The organism is Bradyrhizobium mercantei, from assembly GCF_001982635.1.
Lineage (GTDB): Bacteria > Pseudomonadota > Alphaproteobacteria > Rhizobiales > Xanthobacteraceae > Bradyrhizobium > Bradyrhizobium mercantei.
In genome coordinates this window covers 83,272-97,394 of the sequence record NZ_MKFI01000001.1, presented here as the reverse complement: position 1 = coordinate 97,394, position 14,123 = coordinate 83,272, and the positions used below count along the sequence as shown (strand labels likewise).

At 64.8% G+C, this 14,123-nt stretch carries 12 protein-coding genes; 8 read left to right on the top strand and 4 right to left on the bottom strand.

Annotated features, from left to right (window positions below):
* The first annotated feature begins 1 nt into the window (after position 1).
* From nuoL to BI327_RS00400, 7 genes are all read left to right on the top strand, one after another.
* The gene (gene nuoL, locus BI327_RS00430) at positions 2-2,074 is read left to right on the top strand and encodes an NADH-quinone oxidoreductase subunit L (protein WP_076857699.1); all 2,073 of its coding nucleotides are present in this window, start codon (positions 2-4) and stop codon (positions 2,072-2,074) included.
* Positions 2,075-3,589 (top strand): NADH-quinone oxidoreductase subunit M, encoded by a 1,515-nt coding sequence (locus BI327_RS00425; RefSeq protein WP_076857698.1) that lies wholly within the window; start codon positions 2,075-2,077, stop codon positions 3,587-3,589. It abuts the gene before it with no gap.
* Between the two features lie 10 nt (positions 3,590-3,599).
* Positions 3,600-5,036: an NADH-quinone oxidoreductase subunit NuoN gene (gene nuoN, locus BI327_RS00420; protein WP_076857697.1), complete on the top strand. Its 1,437-nt coding sequence runs from the start codon at positions 3,600-3,602 to the stop codon at positions 5,034-5,036.
* A 61-nt stretch (positions 5,037-5,097) separates the two neighbouring features.
* Entirely contained in the window at positions 5,098-5,904 is an 807-nt protein-coding gene (locus tag BI327_RS00415) for a biotin--[acetyl-CoA-carboxylase] ligase (RefSeq protein WP_076859087.1), read from the top strand.
* A complete protein-coding gene (locus BI327_RS00410) occupies positions 5,904-7,574 on the top strand; it encodes a ribonuclease J (RefSeq protein WP_076857696.1) in 1,671 nt (556 codons plus the stop codon). The genes BI327_RS00415 and BI327_RS00410 overlap by 1 nt, the downstream gene beginning before the upstream one ends.
* A gap of 76 nt (positions 7,575-7,650) precedes the next feature.
* Positions 7,651-8,055, top strand: coding sequence for a methylmalonyl-CoA epimerase (gene mce / locus BI327_RS00405; protein WP_016841811.1), 405 nt, complete (start codon positions 7,651-7,653; stop codon positions 8,053-8,055).
* A gap of 7 nt (positions 8,056-8,062) precedes the next feature.
* Complete coding sequence (locus BI327_RS00400) at positions 8,063-8,362, top strand: DUF1467 family protein (RefSeq protein ID WP_076857695.1); 300 nt, start codon at positions 8,063-8,065, stop codon at positions 8,360-8,362.
* A 76-nt stretch (positions 8,363-8,438) separates the two neighbouring features.
* On the opposite strand, the gene BI327_RS00395 is transcribed toward BI327_RS00400, so the two are convergent.
* Positions 8,439-9,731: a hypothetical protein gene (locus tag BI327_RS00395; RefSeq protein WP_076857694.1), complete on the bottom strand. Its 1,293-nt coding sequence runs from the start codon at positions 9,729-9,731 to the stop codon at positions 8,439-8,441.
* A 266-nt stretch (positions 9,732-9,997) separates the two neighbouring features.
* Between BI327_RS00395 and mtnK the strand changes: the two genes are divergently transcribed.
* Positions 9,998-11,302 (top strand): S-methyl-5-thioribose kinase, encoded by a 1,305-nt coding sequence (gene mtnK / locus BI327_RS00390; protein ID WP_076857693.1) that lies wholly within the window; start codon positions 9,998-10,000, stop codon positions 11,300-11,302.
* 45 nt (positions 11,303-11,347) lie between these two features.
* Here the strand turns inward: mtnK and BI327_RS00385 are convergent, their stop codons facing one another.
* The 3 genes from BI327_RS00385 to BI327_RS00375 all read right to left on the bottom strand — a co-directional run bounded on the left by BI327_RS00385 (position 11,348) and on the right by BI327_RS00375 (position 14,047).
* Positions 11,348-11,737: a hypothetical protein gene (locus BI327_RS00385; protein ID WP_245334672.1), complete on the bottom strand. Its 390-nt coding sequence runs from the start codon at positions 11,735-11,737 to the stop codon at positions 11,348-11,350.
* A gap of 237 nt (positions 11,738-11,974) precedes the next feature.
* Entirely contained in the window at positions 11,975-12,580 is a 606-nt protein-coding gene (locus tag BI327_RS00380) for a GFA family protein (RefSeq protein WP_245334671.1), read from the bottom strand.
* 432 nt (positions 12,581-13,012) lie between these two features.
* Positions 13,013-14,047 (bottom strand): ABC transporter permease, encoded by a 1,035-nt coding sequence (locus tag BI327_RS00375; RefSeq protein ID WP_076857692.1) that lies wholly within the window; start codon positions 14,045-14,047, stop codon positions 13,013-13,015.
* Between the last annotated feature and the right edge of the window lie 76 nt (positions 14,048-14,123).

The following is a 14,123-nucleotide window of genomic DNA, read 5'->3' as shown; positions in this document are numbered from 1 at the left end:
CATGGTTCAGGCAATCGTTTTCCTGCCGCTGCTCGGCGCCATCCTTGCGGGGATCATAGCGCTGACGGGCGCGCATGCGCGCTGCCCGAGCGGCGATACCGTCGATCATCATGACGATGCGCATGGCGACGCCCATGCGTCAGTGGCCCACGATGACCATGCTCATGATGACCATGGCCATGACGACCACCACGTCTCCGAACCGCCGGCGGCAGGTTCGCGGCTGGCCGAGCTGATCACAACGGGTCTGCTGTTCGTCTCGGCGGCGCTGTCCTGGTTCACGCTGGTCGATGTCGGCTTCATGCACCATGACGCCCGCGTCGTGCTGCTGCCCTGGATCACCTCGGGCGACCTGCAGGTGGCCTGGACGCTGCGGGTCGACACGCTGACCGCCGTGATGCTGGTCGTGGTCAACACCGTGTCGGCGCTCGTCCACCTCTACTCCATCGGCTACATGGACGAGGATCCGAACCGGCCGCGCTTCTTCGGCTATCTCTCGCTGTTCACCTTCGCGATGCTGATGCTGGTGACCGCGGACAACCTCGTGCAGCTGTTCTTCGGCTGGGAGGGCGTGGGTCTGGCGAGCTACCTGCTGATCGGGTTCTGGTACCAGAAGCCGTCGGCCAATGCGGCCGCGATCAAGGCCTTCGTGGTCAACCGCGTCGGTGATTTCGGCTTCGCGCTCGGCATCTTCGCGATCTTCGCGCTGGTCGGCTCGACCGATTTCGAGACCATCTTCCACGCGGCGCCGGGGCTGACCGCCAAGACCACCGACTTCTTCGGCTGGCAGGTGAATGCGCTGACGCTGACCTGCCTGCTGCTGTTCATGGGCGCGATGGGCAAATCGGCCCAGTTCCTGCTGCACACCTGGTTGCCGGACGCGATGGAAGGCCCGACCCCGGTGTCGGCGCTGATCCATGCCGCGACCATGGTCACCGCCGGCGTCTTCATGGTGGCGCGGCTGTCGCCGCTGTTCGAGCTGTCGCCAACCGCGCAGGCGGTGGTGATGTTCTTCGGCGCGACCACGGCGTTCTTCGCCGCGACGATCGGCCTGGTGCAGAACGACATCAAGCGCATCGTCGCGTACTCGACCTGCTCGCAGCTCGGCTACATGTTCGTGGCGATGGGAGCAGGGGCCTATTCGGTCGGCATGTTCCACCTGTTCACGCACGCCTTCTTCAAGGCGCTGCTGTTCCTGGGCTCCGGCTCGGTGATCTACGCGATGCATCACGAGCAGGACATCCGCAACATGGGCGGCCTGTGGCGCAAGATCCCGTACACCTTCGCGGTGATGTGCATCGGCACCCTGGCGCTGACCGGCTTCCCGCTGTTCGCCGGCTACTTCTCCAAGGACGCGATCATCGAGTCGGCCTACGCCGCGCACAACCCGTTCGCGACCTACGCCTATCTCTTGACGATCGTGGCCGCCGGCCTGACCTCGTTCTACTCCTGGCGTCTGATCTTCAAGACTTTCTTCGGCGAGCCGCACGACCAGAAGCATTACGAGGCTGCGCATGAGAGCCCGGTCTGGATGCTGGTGCCGATCGGCGTGCTCGCCGCCGGCTCGATCCTCGCAGGTCTGCCGTTCAAGGAAGTGTTCGCCAGCCCGCACGGCGTCGAGGAGTTCTTCCGCGAATCGGTGAAGATGAACCCGCACATCCTCGAAGACATGGAGCACATGCCGAGCTGGCTCGCGCCGCTGCCCACCGTGATGATGGCGCTCGGCCTGTTCGTCTCGTACATGTTCTACATCCGCAGGCCGTACCTGCCGGTCGAACTCGCCGAGCAGCAGCCGATGCTGTACCAGTTCCTGCTCAACAAATGGTACTTCGACGAGCTGTACGAGTGGATCTTCGTGCGTCCGGCCAAGTGGCTCGGCTACACGCTGTGGAAGAAGGGCGACGGCTTCATCATCGACGGCTTCGGTCCCGACGGCGTGTCGGCCCGCGTGCTCGACGTCACCCGCAACGTCGTAAAATTGCAGACCGGCTACCTCTATCACTACGCATTCGCGATGCTGATCGGGGCCGCCGGATTGATCACCTGGTTCATGTTCGGCTTGGGAGGCCAGTAAATGACAACCTGGCCCATCCTTTCGGTCACGACCTTCCTGCCGGCGGTCGGCGCCATGCTGGTTTACCTGCTGGCGCGGGGCGGTGACGAGACCGCGAGCCGCACGGCGCGCTGGATCGCGCTGTGGACCACGCTGATCACCTTCGCGGTGTCGCTGATCTTGGTGGCGCGCTTCGATCCGGCGAACACTGACTTCCAGTTCGTCGAGAAGGCGTCCTGGCTCGCTACCGGCATCACCTACCACATGGGCGTCGACGGCATTTCATTGCCGCTGCTCATCCTGACCACCGCGATCATGCCGCTCTGCATCATCGCGAGCTGGAGGTCGGTGACGCAGCGTGTCGGCGAATACATGATGGCGTTCCTGATCCTGGAAACGCTGATGATCGGCACCTTCTCGGCGCTCGACCTCGTGCTGTTCTACCTGTTCTTCGAGGGCGGCCTGATCCCGATGTTCCTGATCATCGGCGTCTGGGGCGGCCCGCGCCGGGTCTACGCGTCGTTCAAGTTCTTCCTCTACACGTTCCTCGGCTCGGTGCTGATGCTGCTCGCCATCATGGCGCTGTACTGGAACGCCGGCACGACCGACATCCCGACCCTGATGCACACCGCGGTGCCGCGCGGCATGCAGACCTGGGCGTGGATCGCCTTCTTCGCCTCGTTCGCGGTGAAGATGCCGATGTGGCCGGTGCACACCTGGCTGCCTGACGCGCACGTCGAGGCGCCGACGGCGGGCTCGGTGATCCTGGCCGCGATCCTGCTGAAGATGGGCGGCTACGGCTTCCTGCGCTTCTCGCTGCCGATGTTCCCGCTGGCCAGCCACGACTTCGCGCCGTTCGTGTTCGTGCTGTCGATCATCGCCATCATCTACACCTCGCTGGTGGCGATGATGCAGGAGGACATGAAGAAGCTGATCGCGTACTCGTCGGTCGCGCATATGGGCTTCGTCACCATGGGCATCTTCGCGGTGACTACCCAGGGCGTCGCCGGCGGCATGTTCCAGATGGTGTCGCACGGCATCGTCTCGGGCGCGTTATTCCTCTGCGTCGGCGTGGTCTACGACCGCATGCACACCCGCGAGATCGCGGCCTATGGCGGCCTCGTCAACCGGATGCCGCTCTATGCGATGACCTTCATGGTCTTCACCATGGCCAATGTCGGTCTGCCCGGCACGAGCGGTTTCGTCGGCGAGTTCATGACGCTGCTCGGCACCTTCAAGATCTCGCTGCCGACGGCGTTCTTCGCCACCACGGGCGTGATCCTGTCGGCCTGCTACGCGCTCTGGCTCTACCGCAAGGTGGTGTTCGGCGCGCTGGTCAAGCCGTCCTTGATGTCGATCAAGGACCTCACCTTCCGCGAATGCGTGACGCTGTTCCCGCTGATCGCGCTGACCATCCTGTTCGGCGTCTATCCGAAGCCGGTGCTCGACATGTCGGCGGCCTCGGTGCAGCAGCTCGTCAACAATTACCAAACCGCCGTGACTGCCGTGAAGGCAGCCGCGCTGACCGTCCAGTAAGGCCCTCGTCATGAGCTTTTCCAGTGCAGGTTATCAGTTGCAGCCGGTGCTGCCGGAGCTGGTGCTCGCGGTCGGCGCCATGGTGCTGTTGATGATCGGAGCCTATCGCGGGCAGGGGACGACGCGCCTCATCACCGCGCTCGCGGTGCTGCTGCTGGTCCTGACCGGTGTGCTGGAGCTCTGGCTGCCGGCCGGCAAGCTCGTGACCTTCGGCGGCAGCTTCATCGTCGACGATTTCGCCCGCTTCCTGAAGATCCTGGCGCTGATCGCATCCGCAGCGACGCTGATCCTGTCGACCGAGTATCTGTCGCAGCCGTCGAGCCGCAATTTCGAGTTCTCGATCCTGGTGCTGCTGTCGACGCTCGGCATGATGGTCTTGATCTCGGCCGGCGACCTGATCTCGCTCTATCTCGGCCTCGAGCTGATGAGCCTTGCGCTCTACGTCGTCGCCGCCAGCCAGCGTGACAACGCCAAGTCGAGCGAGGCCGGCCTGAAGTACTTCGTCCTCGGTGCGCTGTCGTCGGGCATGTTGCTCTACGGCGCCTCGCTGATCTACGGCTTCACCGGCACCGTGAGCTTCGCCGGCATCGCGGCCGCCGCGACCACCGGCAACATCGGCATCGTGTTCGGCCTGGTGTTCCTGCTCGCCGGCCTCTGCTTCAAGGTCTCGGCGGTGCCGTTCCACATGTGGACGCCCGACGTCTATGAGGGCGCGCCGACCCCTGTGACCGCCTTCTTCGCCTCCGCCCCGAAGGTCGCGGCGCTCGCCGTGTTCACCCGCGCGACGCTGACCGCGTTTCCGGGCATCGTGACGCAGTGGCAGCAGATCCTGGTGTTCGTGGCGATCGCCTCGATGGCGCTGGGCTCGTTCGCTGCGATCGGCCAGACCAACATCAAGCGGCTGATGGCCTATTCCTCGATCGGCCACATGGGCTTCGCGCTGGTCGGCCTGGCCTCCGGCACCGTCGAGGGCGCGCAGGGCGTCCTGATCTACATCGCGATCTACGTCGCGATGACGCTCGGCTCCTTCAGCATCATCCTGGCGATGAAGCGCAACGGCCAGCCGCTGGAGCAAATCAGCGATTTCGCCGGCCTGTCGCGCACCAACCCGCTAATCGCCTTCGTCTTCGCGATGCTGCTGTTCTCGCTGGCCGGTGTCCCGCCGCTCGCCGGCTTCTTCGGCAAATGGTACGTGTTCGTCGCCGCGATCAAGGCCAACCTGTTCACGCTCGCCGTGATCGGCGTGCTGACCAGCGTGGTGGGCGCGTTCTACTATCTGTCGATCGTCAAGGTGATGTATTTCGACCAGCCGCTCGGCAAGCTCGACCCGGTCCGCGTCGAACTGCGCACGGTGCTTGCGGTCGCCGGCATCTTCAACATCTTCTACTTCGCCTATCCGGGCCCGCTGGTAAGTGTGGCCACGGCGGCGGCGAAGTCGCTGTTCTAAAGCGCATGGTTCCGAAAACAGGATGCTGGCTTTCGGAACGGATCATGCGCATAAGTCCGACATGACCTTCACGCTCGGGCCCCGGGCCATTGCGGCGGGCACCAAGCTTGCCGCCTTCGATCAGATCGGCTCGACCAATGCCGAGGCGCTGTTGCGCGCCCGCGACGGCGAGCGGGGGCCGATGTGGTTCGTGACGCCAGAGCAGACCGCGGGCCGCGGCCGGCGCCAGCGGGTCTGGGTCGCGCCGCGCGGCAATCTCGCCAGCTCGATCCTCGAGGTGACCGACGTCCAGCCGGCGGTCGCCGCCACCCTCGGCTTTGCTGCCGGGCTGTCGCTCGAAGCCGCGCTGCAGAAGGTCTCGATCGAGGCGGCGCTGCGGCTCGGGCCGGACAGCCCGAAATTCACCCTGAAATGGCCGAACGACGTGCTGGCCAACGGCAAGAAGCTGTCGGGCATCCTGCTGGAGGCCGAGGCGGTCGGCAGCCGGCTCGCGGTCGTCGTCGGCATCGGCACCAACGTCATCGCCGCGCCCGAGGGGACGCCGACGCCGGCCGTGTCGCTTGCCGCGCTGGGCATCCAGATCGGCGCGGAAGAGCTGTTTGCCGCGCTGTCGGACGCCTGGGTCGAGTTTCGCGGCATCTGGGACGATGGCCGCGGCTTTCCGGAGATCCGCCGGCTGTGGCTGGAGCGTGCGGCCGGGCTCGGCGAGCCCGTCGCGGTCCAGACCGGCTCGGCGACCCTTGAAGGCACCTTCGATACCATCGACGACACCGGCTGCCTGATCGTTCGTACGGCGAACGGCGAACGGCTGCCGGTGACGGCCGGCGAGGTCTATTTCGGCAGCGCAGCCTCAGTGAGGGCGAACTGATGGCGCGACCCGACGAACTCACCTTTGCACCGCTCGGCGGCGTCGGCGAGATCGGCATGAACCTGTCGATCTATGGCCTCGGCAACCGCCACCAGCGCTCGTTCCTCGCGGTCGATCTCGGCGTCTCCTTCGGCGACGAGGAGCATCTGCCGGGCATCGACCTGATCATGCCCGACGTCCGCTTCCTCGAGAAGGAGCGCAACAACCTGATGGGCCTCGTGCTGACCCACGCCCATGAGGACCATTTCGGCGCCATCATCGACCTCTGGCCGAAGCTCGGCTGCAAGATCTACGCGACGCAATTCTCTGCGGCGCTGTTCGAGGCCAAATGCGCCGCCGAGCGCAATCCGCCGAAGATCCCGATCACGGTGATCCCGTCGGGCGGACGGGTCGATATCGGCCCGTTCAATGTCGAGTTCATCCCGGTCGCGCATTCGATTCCGGAATCGCACGCGCTGGCGATCAAGACCGATGTCGGCACCGTGCTGCACACCGGCGACTGGAAGATCGATCCGACCCCGGTGATCGGCCAGCCGACCGACGAGCGGCGGCTGCGCGAACTCGGCGACGAAGGCGTGCTGGCGCTGGTCGGCGATTCCACCAACGCGGTGCGCGACGGCCGTTCGCCCTCGGAGACCGAGGTTGCCGCCACCATCAAGAAGCTGGTCAAGGCGGCCAAGGGCCGTGTCGCGGTCACCACCTTCGCCTCCAACGTCGCCCGTGTGAGGGCGGTGGTGGACGCCGCCAACGCCGCCGATCGCGAGGTGGTGGTGGTCGGCCGCGCCATGGAGCGGGTGGTGCAGGTGGCGCGCGAATGCGGCTATCTCGACGGCTCGCACAAGTTCCGCAGTGCTGATTATTACGGCCATTTCCCGGCCGACAAGGTGCTGGCGCTGTGCACCGGCAGCCAGGGCGAACCGCGCGCCGCGCTGGCCCGGATCGCCAGTAACGACCATCCGCAGGTGACCCTGAACAAGGGCGACACCGTGATTTTCTCCTCCCGCACCATTCCCGGCAACGAGAAGGCGGTCGGCGGCATCATCAACGGGCTGGTGACGCAGGGCATCGAGATCATCACCGATCGCGAGCACCTGGTGCATGTTTCCGGCCATCCGCGCCGCGACGAGCTGCGCGACATGATCTCCTGGGTGCGGCCGCAGCTCCTGATCCCGGTGCATGGCGAGGCGCTGCATCTGGCCGAGCACGCCAAGCTGGCGCGCGCCGCCGGCGTCCCCAAGGTTTTGACCTGCCGCAACGGCGACCTCGTCAGGCTCGGGCCCGGCGAGCCCGGCATCGTCGGCGAAGTGCCGGCGGGCCGCCTCTACAAGGACGGAACCATCCTGGAGGATTCCAAGTCGCGCGCTGTGGTGGAGCGGCGGCGGATGGGCTTTGCCGGCTGCGCCTTCGTCGCCATCGCCATGACCGCGCAGGGCGAGCTCGTCGACGATCCCGAGGTTGATCTCGTCGGCATGCCGGAGAACAATGCGGCGGGCGAGCTGCTCGACGACATCGTGTTCGATGTGGTGGTATCGACGATCGAAGGCCTGCCGAAGCCGCGCCGGCGCGATCCGGATGCGCTCGGGGAATCCGTCCGCCGCGCGGTGCGGGCCGTGCTGAACGAGCAATGGGGCAAGAAGCCGATCTGCGTCGTGCACGTTCTGACGGTTTGATGTGCGGCTAAGGCATGATCCGGAAAAGTGCGAAGCGATTTTCCGAAAAGATCATGCTCAAACAAGGGAGAGACATATGTTGGGCCGGCTCAATCACGTCGCCATCGCAGTCAAGGACGCCAAGCAGGCCGCGAAGATCTACGGCACCGCCTTCAACGCCGAGATTTCCGATGCCGTGCCGCTGCCGGAGCACGGCGTCATCACCGTGTTCGTGACGCTGCCGAACACCAAGATCGAGTTCATCGAGCCGCTCGGCGAAGCCTCGCCGATCGCGAAATTCGTCGAGCGCAATGCCGACGGCGGCATCCACCATGTCTGCTACGACGTGCCCGACATCATTGCGGCCCGCGACCGCATGATCGCCGAGGGCGCCCGCGTGCTCGGCGACGGCCAGCCGAAGATCGGCGCGCACGGCAAGCCGGTGCTGTTCTTCCACCCGAAGGACTTTTCCGGCGCCCTGGTCGAGATCGAACAGGCCTGAGGCCGCAATGAGCTTTCAGATCTCGGCGTACCAGATCTCCACCGGGCTCGCGGTCTACTTCGTGCTTTGGTGGCTCGTGCTGTTCCTGACGCTGCCGTTCGGCATCCGTAGCCAGCACGAGGACGGCGTTGGTGCGCCCGGCACCGACCCCGGCGCGCCGATCCTGGCGCGGATGGGCCGCAAGCTGCTGTGGACCACGGTGATCTCGGCGGTGATCTTTACGATCGGGATGTGGGCCTATTACGCCGGCTATCTCTCGGTCGAGCGGCTGTCGCGGCTGATGGGGATGCCGGAGTTTCATAACTGACGCGGCGAAGTCGCTCGCATGAGCCGTCGGGTCGTGTGAACGATGCGGATGCCGGTCTGACCGACGAGCGCCGAGCTCAGCTTTGCTCCGGCCGGAACCACTCCGGTGACGGGCCGGAGATCGCTTCGATCTCGGGCACGAAGCTGCGATCGAGCGCCGCGACCAGCGTTGCAAGATTATCGGTAATCTGCGTCCACCGCTCGGCGCTGCCGATCGGAAACTGGCTCGGCAATTCAACGCCTCTCACGTCGCCGCGCACCGCGTGGCGCGACGCATGCAGCGGCAGCGTGGCCTTGAAGCCGTGCCCGTTCACCATGCCGATCACCTGCATGAAGGCCACCACCGAACTGTTCCAGCTGCCGACATCGACCTGGAGCCTGACCGTGAGATTGCCCGGCGTGCGCCGTTGCAGCCTGAACGAGCCGCTCTCGCCGCGGCAATCATAGCCGAGCGGCGCGAAGGCGCGAACCAGATCGGGTTTCTTGGGCCCGGTGCCCGGGCTTCCGTCAGGAGCTGTTGCGGCCAGGCCCTCGAGCTGAAGGGGCAGGTCGTGCGGCAAGGTATCGAGCAATTCGCTCATGCCGACCCGATAGGTTCGCACGACCGTGCGGATGGCCTCGTCCATCTCAGGAGACAGGCCGCCGGCGGGCGCGGCAGCTGCCGCCGCAGCGGCAGGCGCCGTGACCATCGGGACCTGCACCGTCTTGCGCACCTTGCCGCAGGCCGCGAGCAGGGCCGCGATCTCGTCTGGAGGCGCCGGCAACTTCTTGGCCTGCGGGTCGGCTTCCACGATCCGCAATGCGGCGAGCGACCGCTGCCGTCCGTTCACCCACCACTTGTCGTGCACGCTGATGCCTGGCGAGGTCGGGTGACCGGCGCCGATGTCGACGCCGGCGCGCATCAGGCCGCGCAGCGTCTGCAGGTCGGGCTGCGCGGGCAGCTGCGGACCGTCCGAAAACCCCGGCACCGAGAAGTGCAGGTCGATGGCGTGGCATGGAAACGACTTCGGAACGCCCGCCGCGATCTCCCGGAGGATCGCAAAGTCGATCGGCTCGACGGCGCCGCTCTCGGTTACGTTCGACATCCGGCGGACTTCCGCCTTGCCGGGCCCGACCGAGCCCGTGGTGCGCACGTGGCGCTCCAGTTCGGGCCAGCGTTTGATCAGCCTGGCGATGCTGGAAATGCGCTTTGTCCCAACGGCCGCCTGCACGGCGGCGATCTCTGCCGTGAGCGGCGGATCGGACAGCGTGAAGCGCACCGTCGGCTCGCCCAGACCGGCGCCAAGGAAGCCCGCGCGCACTTGTTCGACCATGTCGACAAGCGCGTCCTTGCGGCTGGCAGCAAATATCGAGAACACGGCGACGAGCATGGGAACGTCCTCCACTCGAAAATTGCATCGTGAATTCTGAAATAACGCGGGCGGGGTAGGGTCTGATCGATCCGTGGTTCGGGGACTTCGTCTGGGGCATTGCGGCGCGTCCCGTCGCCTGCGATTGTGGGCGTCGAACCGGGCCGTCAGCTCTTGCGGCAACGCGTCCGGAATAGCACAACGAGTGGCCCACAACGAGCGGCCAATGGCTCGGGCTTGAGTCTTGGGCTTGAGTCTTGGGCTTGAGTCTTGGGGAGGCGACCACGATGAACCTGCAGGCACAACCAGCCTCCGGGCAGAGCGGATATCGGATCCTGCGGGAAGCCGATCTGCGCGACTATCTCGCGGGCCTTCCTGCCATCGTCATGCAGCTCGGCGGGGCGCCTGCCGACTGGTCGATCAGCGAGGTCGGCGACGGCAATCTCAACCTCGTCTTCATCGTCAAGGGCCAAAGCGGCGGCATCGCCGTCAAGCAGGCGCTGCCTTACGTGCGGCTGGTCGGCGAGAGCTGGCCGCTGCCGCTCTCGCGGGCGCATTACGAACATCTGGCGCTGGTGCATCAGGCGCGGCTGGCCGCAAGCCTCGTGCCGGCTGTGCTGCATCACGACGCGCCGCTCGCGCTCACCGCGATGGAGCTGCTCGAGCCGCATATCATCATGCGCAAGGGCCTGATCGAGGCGGTGCGCTATCCGCGCTTCGTCGAGGACATCTCGACCTTCCTGGCACAGACGCTGTTCTTCTCGTCCGATCTCGCGCTGTCGGCCGCGGAGAAGAAGCAGGGGATCGCTGATTTCGCCGGCAACCATGCGCTCTGCAAGATCACCGAGGACCTGATCTTCACCGATCCCTATCGTATCGCCGAGCAGAACCGCTGGACCACTCCCTATCTCGACGCAACGGCGGCGGCTTATCGCGAGGACCTCGACCTCCATATCGCAATTAGCAGGCTGAAGCTGAAGTTCATGGCGAGCCCTGAGGCGCTGCTGCACGGCGACCTGCACACCGGTTCGATCATGGTCACCGACGGCGAGACCAAGGTGATCGACCCCGAATTCGCTTTCTATGGCCCGATGGGCTTCGATATCGGCGCCGTGATCGGCAATCTCCTGATGGCCTACCTGGCCGCCGCCGGCCACGAGCGCACGCCGGGCGAGCGCGCCTCATTCGAGGCTTGGCTGCTGGAAACCATCGAGGGTGTCTGGACCGAGTTCTCGCGCAAGTTTCTCGCGCTGTGGCGCAACGAGGCAAAGGGCGACGGCTATCCGGTGTCACTGTTCATGGGCGAGGCGGGCGCCGCGCGGCTGGAGGCGGAGCGGCAGGCCTACATGGCGCGGCTGTTCCAGGACACGGTCGGCTTCGCCGCGGCCAAGACCATCCGCCGCATCCTCGGCCTCGCGCACAACATCGATTTCGAGTGGATCGCCGACGAGAAGCAACGCGCGATCTGCGAGGCACGGGCCCTCAAGCTCGCGCGCAACATGATGCTGGAGGCGCCGTCCTATACGACGATCGGCGCAGTGACCTACGCCGCGCGCGAGTTGCGCCATTGGCAGCCGGATTTTGCCAGATGAACGGGACGTATCGCCAGTCGCGTACGTAAGCCGCTGCGGCACGGACTAGCTTTCGGCCGGACGCACGAAACAGAGAATTCCGGCCTCAGGCGTGAAACAGACCACGGCGCGGTTCGTCGGGTTGTCGGTTCTGTTGATGATCCTGTTCGGCGGGACCCGCAGCCAGAATGGGCGCGACAGCTTCCAGCGACCGTCGATCAACACCTCGTAGCCGTCCCGGTCCTGCCGGAACTCGACCGTTCGGCAATCCGCAATCGAGCAGCACGACGCACCGGTCCCCGGTTGCGTCAGGCTCTCAAACCATGGGGCAAGCGCGGGATTGGGGTTGTCGGGCGGTGCCGCACCCGCGGCCTGGCTGAGGGCAAGTCCGACTGCAACGGCGATGGTCCTGCCAATCCTGCCGCCTGTCTCCCGATTTGCCGTCCATGCTGACAAAGGCGTAACCCTCCGCTGTCCACCAGAGGATAGCGCCGGCTCGGTTGGACTGGTTGGAAATTTCGACGCAATTGCAGCGGGGCACAAGTCCGGCGTGGCCATGAGCGTCCGTTCGGCCCACCGGCCTCCATGTCCGCTTCAGGGGGTGCGAGCAGACGCGGGCTGGGAGGCGCACAACTTCCGCTCACGACCCAAGACGGAAGTAAGCGAGCCCGGTGGCGCCTTCGACCAGACGGTTTATCGTGCGACAAGCATCGCAAGCCGCGATGCAAGCAATTTTCCGATGAGTTTCATCGGGTATGTTTGATAGCCCGGTGCATCGCAAGGAATTTCTGTGTTGGCCAGGCGATACTTTGTTTGAGTCCGCATCTCGATGGGTGGGAGGTCGCCCTCAAAGCGCGCGCGATACATCGACACCCAGTGGCCGCGGCCGAACTTCAGAAACATGCCTGAGTTGCAGCAGGACGCCACGAACCGCTGCGTGGGTGCACTGTCCTTGATTTTGTAGCCGACCAATAGGTCTGCGCCGGACACGCAACTAAATCGGTCGTCGCGGTAGCTCAGATAAGCTGTCCCGCCGTCAGCATCGAGGACAGGTGCGGCATTCGGCAGCCTTTCGATCTCCTGGCCACCTGTCTGACAGTCGTCGCAATAGCACACCACACTCAAGATTGGCGCGCCAACGGCTCGGCACTGAACCTGGCGGCAAGCGCATGACGACATTCTGATCGTCTGATGTGACCTGGCCATCTGGAACTTTCCTGCTTCGTGCGCGGACCTTCTTGTCGCAAGTCTATTGTCAACGACATTTAACGTCAAACGAGCATCCGGATAGTAGAACATGCATTAATTGCATGGACAATCATCTCCGGACTCGGCCGTCATCCCGCGGCGTCCCCGGCTTGCCCTGCGCCCTCTGCAACAGGGAGCGCGAAACGAAATGTAGAACTCGGATAAATCACGTCGCGAGAATGCGAAACTGCGTCCCCGACCAAGCCTGTCATCGCCCGGCTCGACTGCGCAATCCATTACGCCGCGGCCTCTCGGCTGTCTCTGGAATACTGGATCACCCGCATGCGCGGGTGGTGACACCGCCTGTTTGACAGTTTGAATCGAGAACTATCCACATCGTCGTCCCTGCGAAAGCAGGGACCCATAACCACAGGCATTTATTGTTGAGCGATGTCTCGTTCACAACTTCCGCCGCGGGAGCATGGGTCCCGGCCTTCGCCGGGACGACGAGCGGAGAGAGCAGTGCGCTCGCCCTTGGTCGTGCTAATCCGCCGCCTGCTCGCGCAGCCGCTGCGCGTACACATTGATGATCAGCGCCGCCAGCAGGATCAGGCCGCGGATCAGGATCTTCAGGAAGCTGTCGATATTGACGTGGTCGAGGCCGTTGTTGAGCACGCCAAGCACGAACAGTCCGACGATGGTGTTGCCGATGCCGCCGCGGCCGCCGAACAGGCTGGTGCCGCCGACCACGACGGCGGCGATCGAGTCCAGGAGGTAGGTGTCGAACTCGTTCTGCTGCGCGCTGCCGAAATGCGCAACGCCGAGCATGCCGCCGATCCCCGAGCACACCGCCGAGATCACCATCACGCTGCCGAGGATGAGCTTGACGTTGAGGCCGGCAAATTCCGCGGCCTCGCGGTTGCCGCCGACCATGTAGACGTAGCGGCCGAAGCGCGTGTAGGTCAGCACCAGATGGCCGCCGAGCAGCATGATCGCTGCGACGATCACGATCCAGGGGATGCCGCCGATCGAACCCGAGCCGAGCGTCGTGATCAGGTCCGGCACCTTGTAGGCGATCTGGCCGCGCACCAAAAGCGCCGAGACGCCGGCTGCGATCTGCATCATGGCAAGCGTCATGATGAAAGAGGGGATGCCGATCATGGTCAGCCCCAGCGCATTGACGAGGCCGAGCAGGGCGCACAGCGCCAGCGCCAGCAGGATCGCGACGACACCCGGCATCGGGACGTTGGCGATGTTGACGTAGGATTCCTGCAACGTGAAATACGCCACCGCAATGCCGGTGACGTTGGCGATGCTGGCGATCGACAGGTCGATCTCGGCGCACAGGATCACGAAGGTGAGGCCGACGGCGATGATGCCGGTGACCGACACTTGCGTCAGGATGTTGCCGACATTGTCGATGGTCGCAAACGACGGGCTCGCGATCGCGAAGAAGCCGCTGAGGAAGATCAGCGTCAGGAACGGCGCGATATTGCGCATCTGCGACCGCAGGAAGGACGCCAGCCCGCGCGGCCGCTTGTGATCCGCAGGTGCCGTCGCGCTGTCACTGCTTGCCATTATGTCTCTCCATCAAGCCCGATGACACGGTCATCGCGCTTTCTTGATTTGTTTGTGCATGATCTTATCGGAAAAC

Bases quoted from the DNA above. Each gene is read 5' to 3' on its own strand.
- nuoL (WP_076857699.1), top strand. From the start codon at position 2: ATGGTTCAGGCAATCGTTTTCCTGCCGCTGCTCGGCGCCATCCTTGCG.
- BI327_RS00425 (WP_076857698.1), top strand. From the start codon at position 2,075: ATGACAACCTGGCCCATCCTTTCGGTCACGACCTTCCTGCCGGCGGTC.
- nuoN (WP_076857697.1), top strand. From the start codon at position 3,600: ATGAGCTTTTCCAGTGCAGGTTATCAGTTGCAGCCGGTGCTGCCGGAG.
- BI327_RS00415 (WP_076859087.1), top strand. From the start codon at position 5,098: ATGACCTTCACGCTCGGGCCCCGGGCCATTGCGGCGGGCACCAAGCTT.
- BI327_RS00410 (WP_076857696.1), top strand. From the start codon at position 5,904: ATGGCGCGACCCGACGAACTCACCTTTGCACCGCTCGGCGGCGTCGGC.
- mce (WP_016841811.1), top strand. From the start codon at position 7,651: ATGTTGGGCCGGCTCAATCACGTCGCCATCGCAGTCAAGGACGCCAAG.
- BI327_RS00400 (WP_076857695.1), top strand. From the start codon at position 8,063: ATGAGCTTTCAGATCTCGGCGTACCAGATCTCCACCGGGCTCGCGGTC.
- BI327_RS00395 (WP_076857694.1), bottom strand. From the start codon at position 9,731: ATGCTCGTCGCCGTGTTCTCGATATTTGCTGCCAGCCGCAAGGACGCG.
- mtnK (WP_076857693.1), top strand. From the start codon at position 9,998: ATGAACCTGCAGGCACAACCAGCCTCCGGGCAGAGCGGATATCGGATC.
- BI327_RS00380 (WP_245334671.1), bottom strand. From the start codon at position 12,580: ATGTTCTACTATCCGGATGCTCGTTTGACGTTAAATGTCGTTGACAAT.
- BI327_RS00375 (WP_076857692.1), bottom strand. From the start codon at position 14,047: ATGGCAAGCAGTGACAGCGCGACGGCACCTGCGGATCACAAGCGGCCG.